Source organism: Luteimonas wenzhouensis (genome assembly GCF_007859305.1).
In the GTDB taxonomy this organism is placed as follows: domain Bacteria; phylum Pseudomonadota; class Gammaproteobacteria; order Xanthomonadales; family Xanthomonadaceae; genus Luteimonas; species Luteimonas wenzhouensis.
This window is the reverse complement of the sequence record NZ_VOHE01000001.1, coordinates 165,496-188,680: the sequence shown is the minus strand read 5'-3', so window position 1 is coordinate 188,680 and position 23,185 is coordinate 165,496. Positions and strand designations below refer to the sequence as shown.

The following is a 23,185-nucleotide window of genomic DNA, read 5'->3' as shown; positions in this document are numbered from 1 at the left end:
GAGCCCGCAGAGAATGCACGTCGCCATCTTCGGAACTGGATACGTCGGACTGGTCAGCGGCACCTGCCTGGCCGAGGTCGGCCACGAGGTCACCTGCGTGGATGTCGACCAGGGCAAGATCGAAGGGCTTCGGCAGGGGATCATCCCGATCTACGAGCCGGGCCTGGAGCCCATGGTCAAGGCCAACCATGCCGAGGGTCGACTGAAGTTCACCACCGACGCCGGAGAGGCGATCGCGGGCGCAGAGATCATCTTCATCGCGGTGGGCACGCCGCCCGACGAGGATGGCAGCGCCGACCTGCAGTACGTGCTGGCGGTGGCACGCACCATCGGCCGCCACCTGCAGGCGCCGGCGATCGTGGTCGACAAGTCCACCGTGCCGGTGGGCACCGCGGACAAGGTGCGCGAAACGATCGCCGGCGAACTGGCCGCGCGCGGGATGGACGTCGTGTTTGACGTGGTGTCCAACCCGGAGTTCCTGAAGGAGGGCGCGGCGGTCGAGGACTGCATGCGACCGGACCGGATCGTGCTTGGCAGCAGCAATCCGGCCTCGATCGAGCGCCTGCGCAAGCTGTACGCGCCGTTCAACCGCAGCCACGACCGCATCGTGGTGATGGACGTGCGCTCGGCGGAGCTGACCAAGTACGCGGCGAACGCGATGCTGGCGACCAAGATCAGCTTCATGAACGAGATCGCCCGGATCGCCGAAGCGGTGGGCGCGGACGTCGAGCACGTGCGCAGGGGTATCGGATCGGATCCGCGCATCGGCTGGCATTTCATCTACCCGGGCGCGGGCTATGGGGGCTCGTGCTTCCCCAAGGACGTGCAGGCGCTGGCGAGGACCGCCGCCCAGAACGGGCTCGATCCGTTGCTGCTCAAGGCGGTGGAGGCGGTGAACGAGCGGCAGAAGGGCCACCTGTTCGAACTGGTGTTGCGCCACTATGGCGGAGCCGCCGTCCTGCGCGGCAAGACGTTCGCGATCTGGGGGCTGGCGTTCAAGCCCGACACCGACGACATGCGCGAGGCATCCAGCCGTAGGTTGTTGCAACAGCTGTGGGACGCGGGGGCGAAGGTCCGCGCCTTCGATCCCGAGGCCTGCGACGAGGCCCGGCGGATCTTCGGCCAGCGGCCGGACCTGGTGCTGTGCGACGCGGCGGAGCAGGCGCTGGAAGGTGCCGACGCTCTGGCCGTGGTGACGGAGTGGAAGCAGTTCCGCAGCCCCGACTTCGCCCGCCTGCGCCAGGTGCTGGGCGACGCCGTGCTGTTCGACGGGCGCAACCTGTACGAACCCGAGGACGTCGAGGCCGCGGGGATCGCCTATTGGGCGATCGGACGCGGGCGGTCGATCCGGAACCGGGGAGGGGCGCGATGACCCACCCGCTCGAGCAGCGCCTGGTGGAGCTGGAGACGCGGCTGGCGTTCCAGGAGCAGGCGATTTCGGAGCTGAACGAGGCCCTGACCGCGACGCGGCTGGAGGCGGCGGCCAACGCCGAGCTGTTGAAGCGCGTGCTCCAGGACCTGAAACTGGTGCGTGGCGACGGGCCGGGCGACCCCGCGCTCGAGCCGCCACCCCCGCATTACTGATGCAGTGACGATGGGCAACTCCCTGCGCGACCAGTTGCTGGGCCTGGGCTTCAAGCCGGCGCCGAAGCCGGCCAGGCCGGCGAAGGGGCCAAAGCGTCCCGGGTCTTCCCGTGGCGCCGGCCAGCAGCCGGCGTCGCCGAAGGGTGGGCGCAAGGGCGCCGGGGGCGGCCGCGCGCGCGAGGACATCGACCTGGCCAAGGCCTATGCCATCCGTGCCCAGCGCGAGAAGGAGGAACGCCTGCGCGCCGAGCGGGAACGCCAGGAGCAGGTGCGCAGGCGGCGCGAGGCGCGGGCGAAGCTGGAGGCGTTCCTGCAGGGCAAGGTGCTCAACGACCCGCAGGCCGAGATCGCCCGCCATTTCCAGTACGGCGGCAAGATCAAGCGCATCTACGTCAACCAGGAACAGCTGCGCGCGCTCAATGCCGGCGAGCTGGGCGTGGTCCAGATCAATGGCCGCTACTGCCTGGTGACCGCGGCCGACCTGGCGGGGGCGGAGGAGATCTTCCCCGAAGCGATCGCGCTCAAGGTCGACCCCGATGCGCCGGCGGAAGACGACGCCTACGCCGACCCGAAATACCAGGTGCCCGACGACCTGGTCTGGTAGCCCGCCGGCGGCGGGCGGCGCGGTGCGGGGCCCGCGCCGCCCTGCGCGATGCGTCCGCGGTTATTCGGGGTCGTAGTCGAGGTTCGAGGCCAGCCAGCGCTCGACCTGCGCCAGTTCCACGCCCTTGCGCCTGGCGTAGTCCTTGGCCTGTTCCTTCGACACCCGGCCGACCACGAAGTACTGGCTGCGCGGGTGGCTGAAGTAGTAGCCGGACACCGCGGCGGTGGGCAGCATCGCGAAGCTCTCGGTCAGGGTCATGCCGGCGTTACGCTCGGCATCGAGCAGCCGGAACAGGGTGGCCTTCTCGCTGTGCTCGGGGCAGGCCGGGTAGCCCGGGGCAGGGCGGATGCCGCGGTACCGCTCGGCGATCAGGGCCTCGTTGTCGAGCGCCTCGTCGGGGGCGTAGCCCCAGTACTCGGTGCGCACGCGCTGGTGCAGGCGTTCGGCGAAGGCCTCGGCCAGGCGGTCGGCCAGGGCCTTGAGCAGGATCGCGTTGTAGTCGTCGTGGTCGGCCTGGAACCGCTCCAGGTGCGGCTCGATGCCGATCCCGGCAGTCACGGCGAACATGCCGATCCAGTCCTGGCGACCGCTGTCGCGCGGGGCGATGAAGTCGGCCAGGCAGAAGTCGGGGCGGTCGGCGGGCTTGTCGACCTGCTGGCGCAGGAAGTGCAGGGTCGCTTCACCGCCGTCGTGGCGCACGACCACGTCGTCGCCGACGCTCTGCGCCGGCCACAGCGCGAACACGCCGCGCGCGGTCAGCCACTTTTCGGCGATGATCCGCTCGAGCATCGCGCGCGCGTCGCGGTGGAGTTCGGTGGCCTGGCGGCCGACCACCGCGTCCTCGAGGATGGCGGGGTAGCGGCCGGCCAGCTCCCAGGCCTGGAAGAACGGCGTCCAGTCCATGCACCGCACCAGCTCCTCGAGCGGATAGTCGTCCAGTACGTGCAGGCCGGGTTGGCGCGGCGCGGGGGGTTCGTAGTCGTCCCAGCCGCCGTCGAACTTTTGCGCGCGCGCCCGCTCCAGCGACACCAGCCGCTTGGCGTCGCCGCGGTTGCGGTGGCGCTGGCGGATCTCGGCGTAGTCGGCCTCGTTGGCGGCGACGAACGGCCCGCGCAGCTCGGGCGAGACCAGCGACTGGGCCACGCCGACCGCGCGCGAGGCGTCCTTCACCCAGATCGTCGGCGCCTCGTAGTGCGGATCGATCTTGAGCGCGGTGTGCGCGCGCGAAGTGGTGGCGCCGCCGATCATCAGCGGCACCTGCAGGCCCTGGCGCTGCATCTCGCGGGCGACGTGGCCCATCTCCTCCAGCGAGGGCGTGATCAGGCCGGACACGCCGACGAGGTCGGCGTTCACCGCCACCGCGGTGTCGATGATCTTCTGCGCCGGCACCATCACGCCGAGGTCGATCACCTCGAAGTTGTTGCAGGCCAGGACCACGCCGACGATGTTCTTGCCGATGTCGTGGACGTCGCCCTTGACCGTGGCCATGACCACCTTGCCATTGTTCTTGCCGACATCGCCGCTGCGCTGCTTCTCGGCCTCGATGTACGGCAGCAGGTAGGCCACGGCCTTCTTCATCACCCGCGCGGACTTCACCACCTGGGGCAGGAACATCTTGCCGGCACCGAACAGGTCGCCGACGATGTTCATGCCGTCCATCAGCGGCCCCTCGATGACCTCGAGTGGCTTGGCGAACTGCTGGCGCGCCTCCTCGGTGTCCTCCTCCACCCAACCGTCGATCCCGTGCACCAGGGCGTGGGCCAGGCGCGCGTTCACCGGCTTGTCGCGCCAGGACAGATCCTCGGCGCGCGCCTTGCCCTTGCTGCCCTTGTACTTCTCGGCCAGTTCCAGCAGGCGCTCGGTGGCGTCGCGGCGGCGGTTGAGCACCACGTCCTCGACCCGCTCGCGCAGCTCGGGATCGAGGTCGTCGTAGATCGGCAGCGCGCCGGCGTTGACGATGCCCATGTCCATGCCGGCGCGGATCGCGTGGTACAGGAACACGCTGTGGATCGCCTGGCGCACGGTCTCGTTGCCGCGGAACGAGAACGACACGTTCGACACGCCGCCCGAGACGTGGCAGTGGGGCAGCGTGGCCTTGATGATGCGCGTGGCCTCGATGAAATCGACCGCGTAGTTGTCGTGCTCCTCGATGCCGGTGGCGATGGCGAAGATGTTGGGGTCGAAGATGATGTCCTCGGGCGGGAACCCGACCTCGTCGACCAGGATCCGGTAGGCGCGGGTGCAGATCTCCACCTTGCGCTCACAGGTGTCGGCCTGGCCCTGTTCGTCGAAGGCCATCACCACGGTCGCCGCGCCGTAGCGCAGGATCGTGCGTGCCTGCTCGACGAAGGCCTGCTTGCCTTCCTTGAGCGAGATCGAGTTGACCACGCCCTTGCCCTGCAGGCACTTGAGGCCGGCCTCGATCACGCTCCACTTCGAGGAGTCCACCATCACCGGGATCCGGGCGATGTCGGGCTCGGACATGATCAGGTTGAGGAAGCGGACCATCGCCGCCTCCGAGTCGATCAGACCCTCGTCCATGTTCACGTCGAGGATCTGGGCGCCGTTGGCCACCTGCTGGCGCGCCACCTCCACCGCTTCCTCGTAGCGGCCTTCCTTGATCAGCTTGCGGAACTGCGCGCTGCCGGTGACGTTGGTGCGCTCGCCGATGTTGACGAACAGCAGGTCGGGGGTGATGACCAGCGGCTCGAGGCCGGACAGGCGGGTATGGCGGGGTGCGGGAGTGGAGGCCATCGGGTTCATCCGTGGGTGCCGGCGCCCGGTGCCGGGCGGGCCCGGGGCACGCGTGCTCGGCGGACAGCCGGGGCGGGGCGGGACGACGGGAGGTGCGCGCGTGGCGCGCTCATGCGGCCACGGCCGGCGCCGACGGCAGACGGCGCGGCGGCAGGCCCGCCACCGCGCCGGCGATCGCGCGAATGTGGTCGGGCGTGGTGCCGCAGCAGCCGCCGACCAGGTTCAGCAGGCCCGCCTCGGCGAACTCGCGCAGCACCGCCGCCGTTTCCTCCGGCGTTTCGTCGTAGCCGCCGAACGCATTGGGCAGGCCGGCGTTGGGGTGGGTGCTGACGTGGCAGTCGGCCACCCGGGCCAACGTCTCGACGTGCGGACGCAGGTCCCTGGCGCCGAGCGCGCAGTTGAGCCCCACCGACAGCGGGCGGGCGTGCGCGATCGAGGCGTGGAACGCCTCGGCGGTCTGTCCCGAGAGGGTCCGCCCGGAGGCGTCGGTGATGGTGCCGGACACCATCACCGGCACCCGCCCGCCGCGCGCCTCGAACGCCTCCTCGATCGCGAACAGCGCGGCCTTGGCGTTGAGCGTGTCGAACACGGTCTCGACCATCAGGGTGTCGGCGCCGCCGTCGAGCAGGCCCTCGATCGCCTCGCGGTAGACGCCGCGCAGCTCGTCGAAGCTGGTGTTGCGGAAGCCCGGATCGTTGACGTCGGGGCTGATCGACGCGGTGCGGCTGGTCGGGCCGAGCACGCCGATCACGAACCGCGGCCGGGACGGCTCGGCCGCCTCGGCCGCCGCACAGCATTCGCGGGCGATGCGCGCGCCCTCGCGGTTGAGCTCGTATGCCAGGTGCTCCAGGCCATAGTCGGCCTGGCTGAGCGCGGTGGCGTTGAAGGTATTGGTCTCGACCAGGTCGGCACCTGCGTCCAGGTAGGCGGCGTGGATCCCCGCCACCACGTCGGGGCGGGTGAGCAGCAGCAGGTCGTTGTTGCCGCGCAGTTCGCGGCCGCCGCCGGCCGGAAGCTCGCGGGTGGAGTCGTGTCCGTCGGCGAAGCGCTCGCCGCGGTAGTCGGCTTCCTGCAGTCCGTGGCGCTGGATCATGGTGCCCATCGCGCCGTCGATCACCAGGATGCGCTCGCGCAGCGCAGCCTCGAGCAGGGCGACGCGTTCGGGATGGAGCCAGGGCAGGGGATGCATGGCGGGGTCTCTGGCGCGGGTCAGGGCTTGCGGGCGATCAGCGAGATCACCTCGAAGTGCGGAGGGCGCTTCTCGCGGGTGACGGTCTCGGCGTTGAGCAGCTCCAGGCCGGCGCGCGCGACGAAGCGCCGCAGCTCCTTGTCGCCGAAGCCCAGGTTGATGTGGCCGTAGGCCTGGACCACGTTCTGGTGCTCGTGCCGGGCCAGGCTCGACAGCAGCAGCCGGCCGCCCGGCCGCAGCACGCGCGCCGCCTCGGCCACGGCCTGGGCCGGCTTCTCGGCGTAGGTCAGCGCGTGCATCAGCACCACCAGGTCGAACTCGCCCTCGGCGAAGGGCAGGGCGTGCATGTCGCCCTCGACCACCTCGACGTTGCGGAACCGGCGCAGGCGCTCGGCGGCGGCGGCGACCACCCGCGGGCTGCTGTCCACGCATACGTAGCGGTGGGCGTGCGGGGCGAGCAGCTCGGCCAGCACCCCGTCGCCCGAGGCGATGTCCAGCACGTCGCCGGTCTCGAGCAGGGGCAGGGCGCTGCGCGCCAGCGCCTCCCAGGTGCGGCCGGGCGAGTAGTGGCGCTCCATGTCGCCGGCGACCGAGTCGGCCCAGTTCTGGTCGGCGGCGCGCATCGCCAGCACCCCGGCCACGCGCTCGGCGTCCTGGCGCAGCAGCGGATCGTCGCTGCCGGTGGACAGGGCCTGCCACAGGGCCCGCTGGGCGGGGTCGAGCGATTCGTGGTCGAAGCGGTAGTAGGCGGACACGCCGGCGCGGCGGTCGCGGACCAGGCCGGCGTCCTTGAGCTTGGCCAGGTGGGTCGAGACCCGCGGCTGGGCCAGGCGGGTGATGGCGGAGAGCTCGGCCACGGTGAGTTCCTCGCCCTCCAGCAGCGCGAGCAGGCGCACGCGGGTGGGGTCGGCCAGCACCTTGAGCCGGGCGGACCAGGCCTCCAGGTCCATACATATCTCCATATCGCGATATAGAGATATTCTCCGGGGCATGGCTCCGGCCGTCAAGCCGCGCCACCGCGCCGCGGGCGGCACACCCGGCGTGCAGGTTGCGCATGGGGTTCGGACGCGCGGCCGGCTACAATACGTTTCTCAGGAAACCATACGAGGCCGTCGTGGAATTCGGGTTCAACGAAGAGCAGTTGATGATCCAGGACGTCGCGCGCCGGATCGCCCGCGAGAAGATCGCTCCCAGCGCCGAATACCACGACCGCACCGGCGAGTTCCCGCTCGAGAACATCCGGGTCCTGGGCGAGAACGGCCTGATGGGCATCGAGGTGCCCACCGAGTACGGCGGTGCCGGCATGGACCCGGTGTCCTACGTGCTGGCCATGATCGAGGTGGCCGCGGCCGACGCTGCCCACTCGACCATCATGTCGGTCAACAACTCGCTGTTCTGCAACGGCATCCTCACCCACGGCACCGAGGCGCAGAAGCAGAAGTACGTGCGCGCGATCGCCGAAGGGGCCGAGATCGGCGCCTTCGCCCTGACCGAGCCGCAATCGGGTTCCGACGCCACCGCCATGCGCTGCCGCGCGGTGAAGCAGGCCGACGGCAGCTTCGTGGTCAACGGCAAGAAGAGCTGGATCACCTCCGGCCCGGTGGCGAAGTACATCGTGCTGTTCGCCATGACCGACCCCGACAAGGGCAGCAGGGGCATCACCGCGTTCCTCGTCGACACCGCGCGCGAGGGCTTCGGCCGCGGCAAGACCGAGCCCAAGCTGGGCATCCGCGCCTCGGCGACCTGCGAGATCGAGTTCAACGACTACGTGGTCCAGCCAGACGAGGTGCTGGGCCAGGAAGGCGAGGGCTTCAAGATCGCGATGGGCGTGCTCGACGCCGGCCGCATCGGCATCGCCTCGCAGGCGGTGGGCATCGCCCGCGCCGCGTACGAGGCCACGATCGCCTACGTGAAGGAGCGCAAGGCCTTCGGCGCGCCGATCGGCACCTTCCAGATGACCCAGGCCAAGATCGCCGACATGAAGTGCAAGCTGGACGCCTCGCTCCTGCTCACGCTGCGCGCGGCGTGGCTCAAGGGGCAAGGCAGGAAGTTCTCGGCAGAGGCCGCGATGGCCAAGCTCACCGCGTCCGAGTCGGCGATGTGGATCGCGCACCAGGCGGTGCAGATCCACGGCGGCATGGGCTACTCGAAGGAGATGCCGGTGGAGCGCTACTTCCGCGACGCCAAGATCACCGAGATCTACGAAGGCACCAGCGAGATCCAGCGGCTGGTGATCGCGCGCAGCGAGACCGGGCTGCGTTGAGCCGCGCCGTGGATCCGCGCCGCCGCGCCATGTTCATGACCCATCCCGACACGGGGGGCCGGTGGCCTCACGTCGTCCCCGCCGCCGCGCCGTGGGCGCGGCGCTCCCGTTCCCCTGGCCCGCGTGCAGACGCGGGCCTTTGTGCATCCGGAGCAGTCCCGACATGACCTCGACCCGTCCCGCCAGGGCCAAACCCCGCAAGTCCACCCGCAGCACCAGGGCCACCGCCGCCCGCGACGCCGCGCCCGCCCCGATCCTGGAGGCGGTGCGCAAGCGCGCCGGCAAGGCGGCCCAGGACGATGCGGTCGCCTTCGCCAGCGCCTTCTACCGGCGCCTGACCGAGGAGGAGCTGCCGCTGCACAGCGCTGACGCATGGGCGGCGCTGGCCACCGGCCTGCTCGAGTTCATGCGCCGCCGCCCCGCCGGCACCGCCCAGGTACGCCTGTTCAATCCGGTACTGCGCACGCACGGCTGGGAGTCGCCGCACACGGTTCTACAGGTGGTCAACGACGACATGCCGTTCCTGGTGGACTCGGTGACCATGGCGCTGGCGGACCGCGGGGTGAAGGTGCACGTCCTGGGCCACCCCGTGATCCAGATCACGCGCGACCGTGCCGGCCGCCTCCTGTCCGTGGGCGAGGGCGAGACCGAGTCGGTGATGCACCTGGAGATCGATCGCCAGACCGCCGAGGGCATGGCCGCGGTCGAGGCCGCGGTCCGCGAGGTCCTCGAGGACGTGCGCGCGATCGTGCGCGACTGGCCGCAGATGCGCCGCCGCATGGAGGAGGTGGCCGAGGAGCTCGCCACCCGGCAGATGCCGCTGGGCGAGGAGGAGCGGCGAGAGGCGCAGGAGTTCCTGCGCTGGGTGGCCGACGAGCACTTCACCTTCTTCGGCTACCGCGAGTACCAGCTGCGCAGGCGCGGCGGCAAGGAGCTGCTGGTGCCGGTGAAGGGCAGCGGGCTGGGGCTGCTGCGCGGCGACGGCGACACCGCCGGGCGGCCGCTGCAGTCGCTGGCCGCGCACCGGATGAGCAGCGAGGGCAAGGCCGAGGTACTGGTGCTGACCAAGACCAACGCGCGTTCGACCGTGCACCGCCCGGGCTACATGGACTACATCGGCGTGCTCGGCTTCGACGACAAGGGCCGGGCGGTCTCCGAGCAGCGCTTCCTCGGCCTCTACACCTCCAGCGCCTACAACCGCCGGCCGTGGGACATCCCGCTGGTGCGCGGGCGCTACGAATACGTGATGTCGCGCTCGGGCCTCAAGCCCACCGGCCACAGCGGCAAGGCGCTGCGCCACATCCTCGAGACCCTGCCGCGCGACGAGCTGTTCCAGTCCAGCGCCGAGGAGCTGTACCGCCTGGCCACCGGCGTGCTCGGGCTGCAGGAGCGCGTGCGCAGCCGGCTGTTCCTGCGCCGCGACCGCTACGGCCGGTTCCACTCGGTGCTGGCCTACATCCCCCGCGACCGTTTCAACACCGAGGTCCGCCACCGGATCGAGGCGATGCTGCGCCGGGTGCTGCAGGCCGACCACGTGGACGCCAGCGTGATGATCAGCGAATCGCCGCTGGCGCAGGTGCACCTGATCGTGCGCCCGCGCCAGGACGCCCGGATCGAGATCGACCAGGCCCAGCTCGACCGCGAACTGGCCGCGATCGTGCGCAACTGGCACGACGACCTGCGCGACGAACTGGTCGCACGCCACGGCGAGGAGCGGGGCCTGGACCTCGCCCAGCGCTACGGCAGGGCCCTGCCGGCGGGCTACATCGAGAACGCGACCCCGGCGATCGCCGCCACGGACGTCGAACGCCTGGCCGCGCTCGGCGATCAGGATCCGCTGCAGCTGTGCCTGCAGCAGTCGGCCAACGTGCTGCGCGGCGGCGGCTCCCTGCGCTTCAAGCTCTACCGCCTGCACGACGACATCGCACTGTCGGACGCGCTGCCGATGATGGAGAACCTCGGCCTGCGCGTGATCACCGAGCATCCCTACCGGATCGAGGTCGACGGCACCACCGTGTTCATCCAGGACTTCGAGGTCGAGTCCTGCGTGCCGGGGCTGGACGTCGAGCGCGCCGGCGCCGACTTCGCCGAGGCGTTCGCCCGCACCTGGCGCGGGGAGGCCGAGAACGACGGCCTCAACCGGCTGGTGCTGGCGGCGTCCCTGGACTGGCGCCAGGTGGCGCTGCTGCGCGGCTACGCGCGCTACCTGCAGCAGGTGGGCGTGCCGTTCTCGCAGAGCTACGTCGAGGACACCTTCGCCCGCAACCCGCTGCTGGCACGGCTGCTGGTGGAGCTGTTCGAGGCCCGCTTCGACCCGGCCGGCGGCCGCGGCAAGGGCGGCCGCAAGCGCGTCTCGGATCCGGGCGCCGCGCGCCTGGCCGCGCACCTGGAGGCCCTGGCCGGCGGCGACGAGGCCTGCAAGGCGCTGCTGCAGCCGGTGGTCGAGGCCCGCGGGCTCGACCGGGACGCGCGCGCCGAGGCGGTACGCGGCGCGATCCGCGCGCTGCTCGACCGCGTGACCAGCCTCGACGAGGACCGCATCCTGCGCAGCTTCATGGGCGTGATCGATGCCACCCTGCGCACCAGCTACTACCAGCGCGCTGCCGACGGCGGCTACAAGGAAACCATCACCTTCAAGTTCGACCCGGCCAAGGTGCCCGACCTGCCCAGGCCCAGGCCCTACCGCGAGATCTTCGTCTACGGGCCCAGGGTGGAGGGCACCCACCTGCGCTTCGGGCCGGTGGCGCGCGGCGGCCTGCGCTGGTCGGACCGGCGCGAGGACTTCCGCACCGAGGTGCTGGGCCTGGTCAAGGCGCAGATGGTCAAGAACACCGTGATCGTGCCGGTCGGCTCCAAGGGCGGCTTCATCGTCAAGCGCCCGCCGGCCGAGCGCGACGCGCTGATGGCCGAAGGCGTGGCCTGCTACAGGCTGTTCATCAGCGGCATGCTCGACGTCACCGACAACGTCGTCGACGGCAAGGTCGTGCCGCCGAAGGACGTGGTGCGGCACGACCAGGACGATCCATACCTGGTGGTCGCGGCCGACAAGGGCACGGCCACGTTCTCCGACATCGCCAACGGCATCGCCCGCGAGTACGGGTTCTGGCTCGACGACGCGTTCGCCTCCGGCGGCTCGGTGGGCTACGACCACAAGGGCATGGGCATCACCGCTCGCGGCGCCTGGGAGTCGGTCAAGCGCCACTTCCGCGCCCTGGGGCACGACACCCAGTCGCAGGACTTTACCTGCGTGGGCATCGGCGACATGTCCGGCGACGTGTTCGGCAACGGCATGCTGCTCTCCAGGCACATCCGCCTGGTCGCCGCGTTCGACCACCGGCACATCTTCATCGACCCGGACCCGGACGCGGCACGTTCGTACGCCGAGCGCGAGCGCCTGTTCCGGTTGCCGCGCTCGAGCTGGGCCGATTACGACGCCTCGCTGATCTCCAAGGGCGGCGGGGTGTACCCGCGCACGGCCAAGTCGGTCCCGATCACGCCGCAGGCGCGCGCGGCGCTGGGCCTGCCCGAGGGCACCACCTCGATGACGCCCAACGAGCTGCTGTCGGCGATCCTGCGCGCGCCGGTGGACCTGCTCTGGAACGGCGGCATCGGCACCTACGTCAAGGGCAGCACCGAGCAGCATTCGGACGTGGGCGACCGCGCCAACAACGCGATCCGCATCGACGGACGCGAACTGCGCTGCAAGGTGGTCGGCGAGGGCGGCAACCTGGGCTTCACCCAGCTCGGCCGGATCGAGGCTGCGCGCAACGGCGTGCTGCTCAACACCGACTTCATCGACAACTCGGCCGGCGTCGACACCTCCGACCACGAGGTCAACATCAAGATCCTGCTCAACGCCGAAGTGCGCGCGGGCCGGCTGAAGATGGAGGCGCGCAACCGCCTGCTGGCCTCGATGACCGACGAGGTGGCGCAGCTGGTGCTGTGGGACAACTACCGCCAGAACCAGGCCATCAGCGTGATGGAGCGCATGAGCGTGGCCCGGCTCGGGTCCAAGGAGCACTTCATCCGCACCCTCGAGCAGCGCGGGTTGCTCGACCGGCAGATCGAATTCCTGCCCTCCGACGCCGAGATCGCCGAGCGCAAGGCGCGCGGACAGGGGCTGACCCGGCCCGAGCTGGCGGTGCTGCTGTCGTACTCCAAGCTGGTCGCGTTCGACGAACTGCTGCAGTCCGACGTGCCCGAGGACAGCTACCTGTCGCGCGAGCTGCAGCGCTACTTCCCCAAGCCGCTGCAGAAGAAGTACGCGGCCGCGATGGAGCACCATCCGCTCAAGCGCGAGATCATCGCCACCGCGGTCACCAACACGATGATCAACCGCATGGGCTCGACCTTCCTGCTGCGCATGCAGGAAGACAGCGGCCGCAGCATCGGCGAGGTGGCCAAGGCATTCACCATCACCCGCGAGACCCTGGAGGCGCGGGCGCTGTGGAACCAGATCGACGCGCTCGACGGCAAGGTCGCCGAGTCGGTGCAGATCGATGCGCTGCTGGTGATCTGGAACCTGCAGCGTTCGTTCACCCGCTGGCTGCTGTCGCGCCCGGGCGCGATCCCCGACATCACCACCGCGGTCGATCGCTACCACCACGGCTTCCGCGACATCCGCGCCGGCGCCGGCATCCTGCCCGACTCGATGCGGCCGGAATACGAGGCCAGCCTGGCCGACTGGCGCGCCAAGGGCGTGCCCGACGCCCTGGGCGGCCAGCTCGCCGCGTTGCCGTACCTGGAGCCGTGCCCGGACATCATCGAGCTGGCCAACGAGCGCAAGCAGCGCCCGGTGGACGTGGCCAGGCTGCACTACCGCGTCGGCGAGGCGCTCAACATCCCGTGGCTTGCGCGCCAGATCGATGCGCTGCAGGTCGAGGGGCGCTGGCATGCGGTCGCCCGCGGCGCGCTGCGCGACGAGCTGGCAGCGCGGCAGCGGACCATCGTCGGCCAGGTGCTGTCGATGCCGGGCGAGACCGCGGAGGCCAAGGTCCACCACTGGATCGAGCGCGACGATCCGACCCTGCGCTTCACGCTTTCGATGCTGACCGAGATCGCGGCGCAGAAGACGCTGGACTACCCGACCGCCTCGGTGGCGGTGCAGCGGCTCTCACAGCTGGCCCAGCGCGGTTGAGGCGACGGGCGGGCGGCGCCGCGCCGCCCGCCCGCTCTCCGGGAGCGCCCGCGACGCCGGGCGCCTGCGAAGGATTGCAGTTGCAACCACCGTGCCCGCCGTGAGCGGCGCCGCGCTGGCGCCTGCCCCGGGTTATCCTGAGCCGCCGCCACGCGCACGGTGACGCCGATGACCACGACGCCCCGCATCGCCTTCCTGGCCAGCCAGACCGGTGACGCGCAGCAGGCCATGGCCGCGCTGGTCGCGCGCCACGGCCAGTGCGAGCCGGACGAGGCGGACGTGCTGTGCCCGCTCGGCGGCGACGGCTTCATGCTGCAGACGCTGCACCGGTACGGCAGCCTGGGCAAGCCGGTGTTCGGCATGAAGCTGGGCACGGTCGGGTTCCTGATGAACCAGTACCGCGAGGACGACCTGCTCGAGCGGATCGACGCCGCCGAGCCGGCGGTCCTGCGTCCGCTGGAGATGGTCGCGCAGACCGAATCCGGCGCCACCGTGGGTTCGCTGGCCTACAACGAGGTCTCGCTGCTGCGCCAGACCCGCCAGGCCGCCCACGTGTCGATCGAGCTCAATGGCAAGCAGCGGCTGGACGAGCTGATCGCCGACGGGGTCATGGTGGCCACCGCGGCCGGCAGCACCGCCTACAACTATTCCGCGCATGGGCCGATCCTGCCGCTGGGCGCGAACGTGATCGCGCTGACCCCGATCGCGGCGTTCCGGCCGCGCCGTTGGCGCGGGGCGCTGCTCAGGTCCGACACCGAGGTGCGCTTCCAGGTGCTCGATCCCTACAAGCGGCCGGTCAGCGCCACCGCCGACTCGCACGAGGTGCGCGACGTGGTCGAGGTGATGATCCGCGAATCGCGCGAACGCACGGTCACGATGCTGTTCGACCCCGAGCACAACCTCGAGGAGCGGATCCTGAGCGAGCAGTTCCAGGCCTGAACCCGCGCCGCCCTGAAACCCGGCGGCCTGGCGGGGAGCCGGCGCGCGGCCGCGCCGTCCCGCTGGCCGGCGGGCCCCGGGCGACGCGCGTGGCCATGGACATGTCGGAGCGATGCACCGCGTGGGCGGGCGGTGTCCGGGTCTCAGCTCCCGCGACGCCGTCGCGCCATAATCGGGGCATGTCCGGAGCCGAACACGTCCCCGTCCTCACCATCGCCATCTCCTCGCGGGCGCTGTTCGACCTCGAGGACAGCCACGAGCTGTTCGAGCGCGAGGGGATCGAGCGCTATGCTGAGTACCAGCGCAGCCGCGAGGACGAGATCCTCGAGCCCGGCATGGCCTTCCCGCTGGTGCGCAAGTTGCTGGCGCTCAACGTCGACGCGCCGCCGGAATCGCCGCGGGTGGAGGTGATCCTGCTCTCGCGCAACTCGGCCGACACCGGCCTGCGCATCTTCAACTCGATCCAGCACTACGGGCTGGACATCAGCCGCGCCACCTTCACCTCCGGCGAGCCGACCTGGCCCTACATCCGGCCGTTCGGGGCCCAGCTGTTCCTGTCCGCCAACCCCGAGTCGGTGCGCCAGGCGCTGGCCAACGGGATGGCTGCGGCCACGATCCTGCCCGAGCGGGAACGGCCGGGTATGGTGTCCAAGGAGCAGATCCGCATCGCCTTCGACGGTGACGCGGTGATTTTCGGCGACGAAGGCGAGCGGGTCTCGCGCGAGGGCGGCATCGCCGCCTTCCACCGCCACGAGATCGAGCGTGCGCGCGAACCGCTGTCCGGCGGGCCGTTCCGTGCCTTCCTCTCGGCTCTGCACGACCTGCAGGCGGCCTATCCGGCCGGCAAGGCCGCGCCGATCCGCACCGCCCTGGTCACCGCGCGCTCGGCGCCGGCGCACGAGCGGGTGATCCGGACCCTGCGCGAATGGGGCGTGCGCCTGGACGAGGCCCTGTTCCTGGGCGGTCGCCCCAAGGGCCCGTTCCTGGAGGCATTCGGCGCCGACATCTTCTTCGACGACTCCCTGCACAACATCGACAGCGCCCGCCAGCACGTGCTCGCCGGGCACGTGCCGCACGGGGTGTCCAACAGCTGAGCGGCCCTGCCGGCCACGCCCGTGGGCGCGAAGGCCCGATGGGCACGGCGGCCGCAGCGTCGCGCCGCGCGGCGAAGCGGGGCGCGCGGGGCGCGCGGGGCTGCACCCTGGCCTGTGGGCGGCGCCGGAAACGCAACGAACCGTTGCGCCGGTCCGGGCGCCGGTTAACGCCCGTCGACGCCGTGCTGGCGCATGCTGGGCGGCAGTCCAGACAGGAGCTCGACGATGAAGATCCAGGCTGCCGTGACCCGCGCCCAGGGCGCGCCCTTCTCGATCGAGGAGGTCCGGCTGTCCGGGCCCGGCCCGGGCGAGGTGCTGGTCAGGGTGGTGGCGACCGGGGTCTGCCATACCGATGCGGTCGGCCGCGACCTGGCGGTGTCGCCGTACCCGATCGTGCTCGGGCACGAAGGATCGGGGATCGTCGAGCGGGTCGGCGAGGGCGTCGACGACCTGGCGCCCGGCGACCACGTGGTGATGTCGTTCGCCCACTGCGGGCGCTGCGGCAATTGCCTGACCGGACATCCGACGGTGTGCGAGGCCTTCAACGAACTCAACTTCGGGGGGCGGATGGAGGACGGTGGCGCGCGCCTGCACCACGACGACGGCGACCTGTCCACCTTCTTCGGACAGTCCTCGTTCGGCACCTTCGCGGTCGCCCAGGCGCGCAACGTGGTCAAGGTGGACCCGGAGGTGGACATCGCCCTGCTCGGACCGCTGGGCTGCGGCATCCAGACCGGCGCGGGGACCGTGCTCAACCGGCTGAAGCCGGGGTTCGGCAGCTCCATCGCGGTGTTCGGCTGCGGCGCGGTGGGCCTGAGCGCGGTGATGGCGGCCCGGATCGCCGGCTGCCCGCGGATCTTCGCGATCGACGTCCACGACAGCCGGCTGGAGCTGGCGCTCGAGCTCGGCGCCACCCACGCCTTCAACGGCGGCAAGGTGGACGTGGTAGCGGAGATCAAGGCCGCCTCGGAAGGCGGCGTCCATTACGCGGTGGAAACGACGGGCGTCCCGCCGGTGGTGCGCCAGTCGCTCAACGCGCTGCGCCCGCTGGGCACCGCGGCGATCGTGGGCGTGACCCCGAAGATGGAGATCGACGTCCACAACGACCTGATGGCCGAGGGCAAGACCATGGTCGGCGTGATCGAGGGCGACTCGGTGCCGCGTGTGTTCATCCCGCAGCTGGTGGAGTTCCACAAGGTCGGCAGGTTCCCGTTCGACCGCCTGGTGCGCTATTACGAGTTCGACCAGATCGAGCAGGCGTTCGAGGATTCGGCCAGCGGCCGTACGGTCAAGCCGGTGCTGCGGATGCCGGTCGCGGCGGGCTGAGCCCGGCGCGGTCGTTGCCCGCGCTGCCGGCATCCGCGGACGGAGGTGGCAGCCGGATGTCCGAGAGCTTCCAGCGCAGGCCGGTGCGGCTGAGCACGAACACGACCGGTGCGCCACCCTCCATGGGCACGGCAATGGTGAAGCGCGACGGCGACTCGTAGCGTCGCCGTGCGCCGTGCCAGGGGTCGGGGCGCACGGCCGCCCCGGCCTCGGTGCGCGGCGGCGGCAGGCCGCGGGCGCGGTTCCAGACCTTGCGCCCTTCCATGAGCGCGCCCAGGCCCTGGGGGGTCACCATCAGGTCCACCGCGCCGCCCGCCAGTCCGTTGGCGACCGTGGCGCCGAGGCTGCCGAGCAGGCCGGCCTGGCGGTCGATGCCGGCGCTGCGCACGAGGCGCTCGCCGAGCTGCGCCTTGAGGCTGGCGCGCAGCGGCGGGAAGTCGATGTGCCGCGAGAGCGCGGCATGGTCCTCGGCGCGGACCGCGTTGCCGATCGCGCGCATCGTCATCCACGGCCCCGCGGCGACCCAGGCGAGCAGGGCGGCGAAGAGCAGCGCGACGGTCGCGGCCAGGCGGCGCATCAGAACTCCAGGTCCAGGGCGGCGCACAGGTAGTCCATGAACGGGGCCATGGCCTGCAGGTCCTTCGCCAGGATCGACAGCAGCCGTGGGCCGGTCATCGTGGCGTCGTCGAGCGGCCGCCAGGCGACGAAGTTGCGGTGGCGCAGGTCGTCGATGAACTCGAATTCCGGCGGGAAGCCGCGCGGCGGGCGCACCAGCATCTCGTCGCGGTCGAGGTCGAAGCGGCGCCGGAACGCGGGCGCGTGCGCAGCGGCCTTCCAGCCGCCGGGATTGTCGAAGATGAACTGGCGGATCCGGCGCTGCACCGGCAGCTCCGGATGCCAGATGCCGCCGCCGAAAAAGCCGTTGCCAGGCTGCAGGTGCAGGTAGAACGAGGGCGCCGGCACCTGCCGGTGGCGCTCGTGGAACAGGCGCGCGCCCTGCCAGGTCTTGTACGGGGTCTTGTCGTTGGAGAAGCGCGTGTCGCGGTGGATGCGGAACAGCGAGCCGCCCACCTTCGCCGGGTCGGAGCGGAAATGCGTGCTCACCCGCGCCAGCGGGACCTGCAGGTCGCCGAGCAGGCGCTGGAACGGTTCGCGCACGTGGGCCTCGTAGTCGGCCTTGTGGGCCTGGAACCAGGCGCGCTCGTTGTGGCGGGCCAGGGCGCGGAGGAACTTCAGGCTCTTGTCGGTGAAGTAGGTACTCATGCCAGCGAGGATTGCAGCTGCCGGCCCCAGCGGTCGAGCTGGTCGAGCAGCGCCAGGCGCTCGGGGTCGGAGGCGTGTTGGCCGCGCAGTGTCGCAATGCGCTCGAAATAGGACGTGAACCCGAATTCGGACAGCCCGCTGCCGTCCGCGAGCCGGTCGCGGCGGTAGCCGTCCCAGCGCTGGCGTTCGGCCGCGTCGAGCGTCCCGGGCCAGTTGCGGGCGCGGTAGCGGAACAGCAGTTCGGGCAGGCGCGGGTCGCGGAAGCCGAAGTCGCGCGCGCCCAGCAGTTGCGGCGGCGTGGAGCGGACCTCGGCGAAGCGGCGACGGTCGGCGTCCTCGAGGAAGCGGTCGTAGAGCGCGCCGTCCGGGTCGGCAGCGGGCAGCTCCGGCTCGCGGGCATACACCTGGCGCAGCTTCTCCGCCAGCGCCGGACCGGCGGCGCGCAGGCGCGCGGCGCGCGACAGGGTGACGCCGGGATCGATCGACAGCCGCGCGAAATCGTCCGCGCGCAGGTGGTCCCAGCGCACGATGGCGGGACAGCGGTTGAGGTGCACTTCCTTGAGCGCGATCCGCGACTGGCCCTCGGGCAGCAGGTCCGAACGCACGTACAGGCGCGCGGCGATGGCGTCGGGGTCCAGGTCGAGCAGTTCGCCCGGGTCCTGGTCGAGGTCGAACACGACCACCCGGCTGTCGATGCGGGGATGGCGCGCGACCGGCGCCACCGCGGCCGCGCACAGGCGCGAGGCCGGGTAGCGCTGCGAGACGTGCAGCACCGGCGTCATCGCCACGGTGTCGAGCAGGCCGGCGACGCGGCGCTTGTCGCGCAGCCGCAGCGCGTACTCCCACAGCCGCGGCTGGGCCTGGCGGAACAGCCGCGCCAGGCCGATCAGCGCCCGCACGTCCGACAGCGCCTCGTGGGCGTCGCCCGTGCGCACGCCGTTGGCGGCGGCCAGATGTTCGAGCTTGAACGAGGTGCCCTTGCCGTCCTCGCGCGCCGGCCAGGCGATGCCGTCCGGCCGCAGCGCGTGCATCAGGCGCAGCGCGTCGAGCAGGTCCCAGCGGCTGTTGCCGCCGCGCCACTCGCGCTCGTAGGGATCGTGGAAATTGCGGTACAGGCCGAAGCGGATGAACTCGTCGTCGAAGCGCAGCGAGTTGTAGCCCAGCGAGCAGGTCTGCGGCCGCGACATCTCCTCGGCGATGCGGGCGAAGGCCTCGGCCTCGGGCACGCCTTCGGCGAGGGCGCGTTGCGGCGGCAGGCCGGTGACCAGGGTGGCGTCGGGCGAGGGCAGCAGGTCGTCGGCGGGTCGGACCAGGAACTCGACCGGTTCCTCGACCTGCTCCAGCGCCTCGTCGGTGCGGATGGCGGCGAACTGCGCGATCCGCGAGCGGCGCGGGTCGGCGCCGAAAGTTTCCAGGTCGTAGAACAGGAAGGAGGCCGGCATCTGCGCATTGTAGGCGCTGCCGGCGGCCGGAGGCCGTAGGAGCGGCTTCAGCCGCGACCGCACGCGCCGATGGCCCCGGTACCGCTCACTGGATGACGCCGCGGGCCATCGGGCCACCCGTGTGCGCAGAATCCCGGGTCGCGGCTGAAGCCGCTCCTACAGGGGTTCGGGGAGCGCGAGGGAGGTGGTGCGCGCGGTGGAGGCCGCGGCGAGCGGTTCGAGCAGGCGCAGGACTTCGGCGTCGACGGCGGCCCAGTCCACGCCGTCCAGGCGGTCGAGCCCGGCCGTGGCGCGCTGCAGGATGCCGCGCTGCACCTGGCTGCGCGTCAGCGCCACCGAGTACGGGATGCGGGTGAAGCTGACCATGGTGTAGTGCGGGATGAAACGCCCTGGATGGCGTTCCTGCAGCCGCAGTTCGAGCGCGCGCTGCAGGCGGTAGTCGGCGTCGTCCACGCGGTCGCGCATCTCGATGTAGTTCTCCAGCGCCATGTGCTGGATCGCGGCCGCGTCGGGCATGCGCTGCGCGGCGAACGCGGCGTAGGCGGTGGCGAAGTCGGGCGCCGCGTCGAGGTGGCTGGCGAGCGCCACGCAGTCCTCGAAGGCGCAGTTCATGCCCTGGCCGTGGAACGGCACCATCGCGTGCGCGGCATCGCCCAGCAGCACCGCGCGGCCATCCAGGTGCCAGCGCCGCAGGGTCAGGGTGCCCAGCATCCCGGTCGGGTTACGGTCGAAGTCGTCCTCGAGCATGGGGATCAGCGGCAGCGCATCGGGGAACCGGCGCTCGAACAGCCCGACCGCGGCGGCGCCGTCCGGCACCGTCGCGAAGCTGGGCCATGGTCCCTCGTGGGGCAGGAACAGGGTGACGGTGAAAGTGCGCTCCTCGTTGGGCAGCGCGATGCACATGTAGTGGTCGCGCGGCCAGATGTGGAGTGCGTTGGGCTCGATGCGGAAGCTGCCGTGCGGGCCGGGCGGGATCTCCAGTTCCTTGTAGCCGTGGTCGAGCCAGTCGGTGCGCTCGCCGATGTCCACCACTCGCGCCATCTGCGCACGCAGCGCCGAGCCCGCGCCGTCGGCGCCGATGAGCGTCGTGAACGGCCGCCACTCGTCGTGTCCGTCGCCGACGATGCGCATGGTGCACGCGTCGAAGTCGACTTCCTCCAGGCGCCGGTCGAAATGCAGCACGGCGCCTTCGGCCTCGGCGGCGTCGATCAGTTCCAGGTTGAGGTCGGCGCGGCTGATCGACCAGATCACCTCGCTGTCGTCGCGGCCGTAGCGCTGCAGCTCGGCCCCGCCGGCGAGCGGATGCACCATGCGCCCGCGCATCATCACCGCGTGGCGCATCACCGCCTCGTCCGCGGCGGCCTGCTGCAGGGCGTGCAGCCCGCGTTCGGCGAGCGCCAGGTTGATCGAGCGCCCGCCGGCGTAGCCGGACAGGCGCGGGTCGCCGCGTCGCTCGAACACCTCCACCCGCCAGCCGCGCCGCGAGAGCAGGGTGGCGAGCAGCGCGCCGGCCAGGCCTGCGCCGATGATGGTGATGGAACCTCGCCGGGGGGAGTCGGGCATGTCGGGCGTCGGTGGAAGGGAAGGGGGCCGGAACGCGGCGGACGGTGCCGGCCGCGGATCGCAGGGGACGCTCGGATGCCTCAGGGCGCCGAACGCGTGGTCCGCCAGCGTTCGACTTCGCGGGCGAACCGCAGCACGTCGGCGTGGGTGTTGTAGAGCGGGACCGGCGAGATCCGGATCACGTCGGGCTCGCGCCAGTCGCCGAGCACGCCGTGGCGGCACAGGTGCTCGAACAGCGAGCGGCCGCGCTCGCGGCCGCCGGCCACGCGCAGCGAAAGCTGGCAGCCGCGCTGGCTGGACTCGCGCGGGGTGAGTACCTCGAGCGTGTCGCCCAGGCGGGCGTCGATCAGCGCCTGCAGGTACCCGGTCAGGCGCTGCGACCGCGCTCTCAGCGCCGGCATGCCGGCGCGCGAGAACAGCTCCAGCGAGGCGCGCAGTGGCGCCAGCGCCAGCACCGGCGGATTGCTCAGCTGCCAGCCCTCCGCGCCGGGCGTGGGGATGAAATCGGGACCCATGCGGAAGCGGGTGGCCGCTTCGTGGCCCCACCAGCCCGCCAGCCGCGGCCGGTTGGTGCGGGCATGGCGTTCGTGCACGAAGCAGCCGGCCACCGCGCCCGGCCCGGCGTTCAGGTACTTGTAGTGGCACCAGACCGCGAAGTCCGCCCCGCTGTCGTGCAGGGCCAGCGGCAGGTTGCCGACCGAATGGGCGAGGTCAAAACCCGCCATGGCGCCGGCTTCATGTGCCATCCGGGCGATCGCGGCCAGGTCGAAGGCCTGGCCGGTGCGGTACTGGACGCCCGGCCACAGCACCAGCGCCAGCCGGTCGCGGTGTTCGCCGATCGCGCGCTCGATCGCAGCCATCGACACGGTGCCGCCCGGGCCGTCCGGTTGCACCTCGACCAGCGCCCGCGCCGGGTCCACGCCGTGGAACCTCAGCTGCGACTCCACCGCGTAGCGGTCGGAGGGGAAGCTGCCGGCCTCGACCAGGATCGCGTCGCGCCCGTCGCCCGGCCGGTAGAAGCTGGCCATCATCAGGTGCAGGTTGGCGGTGAGCGTGTTCATCGCCACCACCTCGATCGGCCGCGCGCCGACCAGCTCCGCCAGCGGATCGCGCACCAGCTCGTGGTAGGTCATCCACTGCGCCGGCGCGGTGAAGTGGCCCTCGACCGCTTCGTTCGCCCACTTCTCCAGCGCTTCCTCGACGAAGACCCGGGCGCGCCGCGGCTGCAGCCCGAGCGAATTGCCGCAGAAGTACGCCTGCTCGCCGTCGCCGTGGCGCGGCACCAGGAATTCCCCGCGCAGGCCGGGCAGAGGATCGGCCGCATCGAGGGCGCGGGCGCAGGCTTCCGAGAACAGGTCGTCCATCGCGCCATTGTAGGTCCGCTGCCGGGCCCGTCCACGCGGCGGCGCGGCGCCGTCCGGCCGCCTTCAGGTGATGTCGGCCCGGGAGTCGGCCTGCATCTCGTAGCGGCCCGGGCGCGGGTTCAGGTGGCCGCAGGACTGGCAGGTGCGCAGGTCGTCGGAACGGTAGAAGGTCTCGAACACCCGGAAGAAGTCGCGCTCGATGTCCGCGAGGTGGAAGAACTCCTCGTACAGCTTGTGGTTGCAGCGCTCGCAGAACCACATCAGGCCGTCGTCCTCGTGCGGCAGCCGCTTGCGCTCGACCACCAGGCCGATCGAGCCCTCGGCCCGCTGCGGCGAGTGCGGCACCCGCGGCGGCAGCAGGAACACCTCGCCGGCGCGAATCGGGATGTCGCGCGCGCGCCCATCCTCCTGGATCCGCAGCACCATCTCGCCCTCGAGCTGGTAGAACCACTCCGGGCCTTCCTCCCAGTGGTAGTCGGTGCGCGCGTTGGGGCCGCCCACCACCATCACGATGAAGTCGCCGTCGTGGATGCACTTGTTGCCGACCGGCGGCTTGAGCAGGTGGCGGTGGTCCTCGATCCACTTCCTGAAGTCGAGCGGGGCGGCGATCATGGCTGCTCCTGGCCTGGCATCGGGCCGCGGGGGCGGCGCGGCGGGTGGCGG

The 23,185-nt window shown here is 71.3% G+C and carries 17 protein-coding genes; 8 read left to right on the top strand and 9 right to left on the bottom strand.

The annotated features are described in order from the left end of the window. Window positions 1-13 precede the first annotated feature (13 nt). Genes FQY79_RS00885 through FQY79_RS00875 form a run of 3 tightly spaced genes read left to right on the top strand, consistent with a single transcriptional unit; the run spans window position 14 to window position 2,188 of the window. Window positions 14-1,372, top strand: coding sequence for a UDP-glucose dehydrogenase family protein (locus tag FQY79_RS00885; RefSeq protein ID WP_146309888.1), 1,359 nt, complete (start codon window positions 14-16; stop codon window positions 1,370-1,372). After that, window positions 1,369-1,584 (top strand): SlyX family protein, encoded by a 216-nt coding sequence (locus tag FQY79_RS00880; protein WP_146309887.1) that lies wholly within the window; start codon window positions 1,369-1,371, stop codon window positions 1,582-1,584. The genes FQY79_RS00885 and FQY79_RS00880 overlap by 4 nt, the downstream gene beginning before the upstream one ends. 10 nt (window positions 1,585-1,594) lie before the next feature. Beyond that, window positions 1,595-2,188 (top strand): DUF2058 domain-containing protein, encoded by a 594-nt coding sequence (locus FQY79_RS00875; RefSeq protein WP_146309885.1) that lies wholly within the window; start codon window positions 1,595-1,597, stop codon window positions 2,186-2,188. Between the two features lie 60 nt (window positions 2,189-2,248). Here the strand turns inward: FQY79_RS00875 and metH are convergent, their stop codons facing one another. The 3 genes from metH to FQY79_RS00860 form a co-directional block, all read right to left on the bottom strand. Beyond that, window positions 2,249-4,942, bottom strand: coding sequence for a methionine synthase (gene metH / locus FQY79_RS00870; RefSeq protein ID WP_146309883.1), 2,694 nt, complete (start codon window positions 4,940-4,942; stop codon window positions 2,249-2,251). 109 nt (window positions 4,943-5,051) lie between these two features. Further along, entirely contained in the window at window positions 5,052-6,131 is a 1,080-nt protein-coding gene (locus tag FQY79_RS00865) for a homocysteine S-methyltransferase family protein (RefSeq protein ID WP_146309881.1), read from the bottom strand. A gap of 20 nt (window positions 6,132-6,151) precedes the next feature. Further along, a complete protein-coding gene (locus FQY79_RS00860; RefSeq protein WP_146309879.1) occupies window positions 6,152-7,081 on the bottom strand; it encodes an ArsR/SmtB family transcription factor in 930 nt (309 codons plus the stop codon). A 164-nt stretch (window positions 7,082-7,245) separates the two neighbouring features. Between FQY79_RS00860 and FQY79_RS00855 the strand changes: the two genes are divergently transcribed. The 5 genes from FQY79_RS00855 (at window position 7,246) to FQY79_RS00835 (ending at window position 16,890) form a co-directional block, all read left to right on the top strand. Next, window positions 7,246-8,394 carry an acyl-CoA dehydrogenase family protein gene (locus FQY79_RS00855; protein ID WP_146309877.1) on the top strand — a complete coding sequence of 383 codons (1,149 nt, stop codon included), beginning with the start codon at window positions 7,246-7,248 and terminating at the stop codon, window positions 8,392-8,394. A gap of 163 nt (window positions 8,395-8,557) precedes the next feature. Then, entirely contained in the window at window positions 8,558-13,531 is a 4,974-nt protein-coding gene (locus tag FQY79_RS00850; RefSeq protein WP_146309875.1) for an NAD-glutamate dehydrogenase, read from the top strand. Between the two features lie 168 nt (window positions 13,532-13,699). Beyond that, complete coding sequence (locus tag FQY79_RS00845) at window positions 13,700-14,470, top strand: NAD kinase (RefSeq protein WP_146309873.1); 771 nt, start codon at window positions 13,700-13,702, stop codon at window positions 14,468-14,470. Window positions 14,471-14,649: 179 nt separating this feature from the next. Further along, on the top strand, window positions 14,650-15,564 hold the full coding sequence (locus FQY79_RS00840; protein WP_146309870.1) for a 5'-nucleotidase: 915 nt from the start codon (window positions 14,650-14,652) through the stop codon (window positions 15,562-15,564). Window positions 15,565-15,789: 225 nt separating this feature from the next. Continuing rightward, window positions 15,790-16,890: an NAD(P)-dependent alcohol dehydrogenase gene (locus FQY79_RS00835; RefSeq protein ID WP_027071717.1), complete on the top strand. Its 1,101-nt coding sequence runs from the start codon at window positions 15,790-15,792 to the stop codon at window positions 16,888-16,890. Here FQY79_RS00835 and FQY79_RS00830 read toward each other — a convergent pair. From FQY79_RS00830 to FQY79_RS00805, 6 genes are all read right to left on the bottom strand, one after another. Continuing rightward, on the bottom strand, window positions 16,853-17,467 hold the full coding sequence (locus FQY79_RS00830; protein ID WP_146309868.1) for a DUF2939 domain-containing protein: 615 nt from the start codon (window positions 17,465-17,467) through the stop codon (window positions 16,853-16,855). The two genes, FQY79_RS00835 and FQY79_RS00830, sit on opposite strands and share 38 nt — an antisense overlap. Further along, entirely contained in the window at window positions 17,467-18,153 is a 687-nt protein-coding gene (locus FQY79_RS00825) for a DUF2461 domain-containing protein (protein WP_146309866.1), read from the bottom strand. Before FQY79_RS00825 ends, FQY79_RS00830 begins: the two co-directional genes overlap by 1 nt. Next, entirely contained in the window at window positions 18,150-19,595 is a 1,446-nt protein-coding gene (gene sbcB / locus FQY79_RS00820; protein ID WP_146309864.1) for an exodeoxyribonuclease I, read from the bottom strand. The genes FQY79_RS00825 and sbcB overlap by 4 nt, the downstream gene beginning before the upstream one ends. Window positions 19,596-19,751: 156 nt before the next feature. Then, complete coding sequence (locus FQY79_RS00815) at window positions 19,752-21,158, bottom strand: FAD-dependent oxidoreductase (RefSeq protein ID WP_146309862.1); 1,407 nt, start codon at window positions 21,156-21,158, stop codon at window positions 19,752-19,754. Window positions 21,159-21,238: 80 nt separating this feature from the next. After that, window positions 21,239-22,522 (bottom strand): kynureninase, encoded by a 1,284-nt coding sequence (kynU, locus tag FQY79_RS00810; RefSeq protein ID WP_146309860.1) that lies wholly within the window; start codon window positions 22,520-22,522, stop codon window positions 21,239-21,241. Between the two features lie 63 nt (window positions 22,523-22,585). Beyond that, window positions 22,586-23,134 (bottom strand): 3-hydroxyanthranilate 3,4-dioxygenase, encoded by a 549-nt coding sequence (locus FQY79_RS00805; protein ID WP_146309858.1) that lies wholly within the window; start codon window positions 23,132-23,134, stop codon window positions 22,586-22,588. Window positions 23,135-23,185: the final 51 nt, after the last annotated feature.

What these genes read in the sequence shown, in the direction of transcription:
- FQY79_RS00815 (WP_146309862.1), bottom strand. Translation starts at nt 21,158, where the DNA reads ATGCCCGACTCCCCCCGGCGAGGTTCCATCACCATCATCGGCGCAGGC.
- FQY79_RS00825 (WP_146309866.1), bottom strand. Translation starts at nt 18,153, where the DNA reads ATGAGTACCTACTTCACCGACAAGAGCCTGAAGTTCCTCCGCGCCCTG.
- FQY79_RS00845 (WP_146309873.1), top strand. Translation starts at nt 13,700, where the DNA reads ATGACCACGACGCCCCGCATCGCCTTCCTGGCCAGCCAGACCGGTGAC.
- FQY79_RS00830 (WP_146309868.1), bottom strand. Translation starts at nt 17,467, where the DNA reads ATGCGCCGCCTGGCCGCGACCGTCGCGCTGCTCTTCGCCGCCCTGCTC.
- FQY79_RS00880 (WP_146309887.1), top strand. Translation starts at nt 1,369, where the DNA reads ATGACCCACCCGCTCGAGCAGCGCCTGGTGGAGCTGGAGACGCGGCTG.
- FQY79_RS00865 (WP_146309881.1), bottom strand. Translation starts at nt 6,131, where the DNA reads ATGCATCCCCTGCCCTGGCTCCATCCCGAACGCGTCGCCCTGCTCGAG.
- FQY79_RS00885 (WP_146309888.1), top strand. Translation starts at nt 14, where the DNA reads ATGCACGTCGCCATCTTCGGAACTGGATACGTCGGACTGGTCAGCGGC.
- metH (WP_146309883.1), bottom strand. Translation starts at nt 4,942, where the DNA reads ATGGCCTCCACTCCCGCACCCCGCCATACCCGCCTGTCCGGCCTCGAG.
- FQY79_RS00805 (WP_146309858.1), bottom strand. Translation starts at nt 23,134, where the DNA reads ATGATCGCCGCCCCGCTCGACTTCAGGAAGTGGATCGAGGACCACCGC.
- sbcB (WP_146309864.1), bottom strand. Translation starts at nt 19,595, where the DNA reads ATGCCGGCCTCCTTCCTGTTCTACGACCTGGAAACTTTCGGCGCCGAC.
- FQY79_RS00860 (WP_146309879.1), bottom strand. Translation starts at nt 7,081, where the DNA reads ATGGACCTGGAGGCCTGGTCCGCCCGGCTCAAGGTGCTGGCCGACCCC.
- FQY79_RS00875 (WP_146309885.1), top strand. Translation starts at nt 1,595, where the DNA reads ATGGGCAACTCCCTGCGCGACCAGTTGCTGGGCCTGGGCTTCAAGCCG.
- FQY79_RS00840 (WP_146309870.1), top strand. Translation starts at nt 14,650, where the DNA reads ATGTCCGGAGCCGAACACGTCCCCGTCCTCACCATCGCCATCTCCTCG.
- kynU (WP_146309860.1), bottom strand. Translation starts at nt 22,522, where the DNA reads ATGGACGACCTGTTCTCGGAAGCCTGCGCCCGCGCCCTCGATGCGGCC.
- FQY79_RS00850 (WP_146309875.1), top strand. Translation starts at nt 8,558, where the DNA reads ATGACCTCGACCCGTCCCGCCAGGGCCAAACCCCGCAAGTCCACCCGC.
- FQY79_RS00835 (WP_027071717.1), top strand. Translation starts at nt 15,790, where the DNA reads ATGAAGATCCAGGCTGCCGTGACCCGCGCCCAGGGCGCGCCCTTCTCG.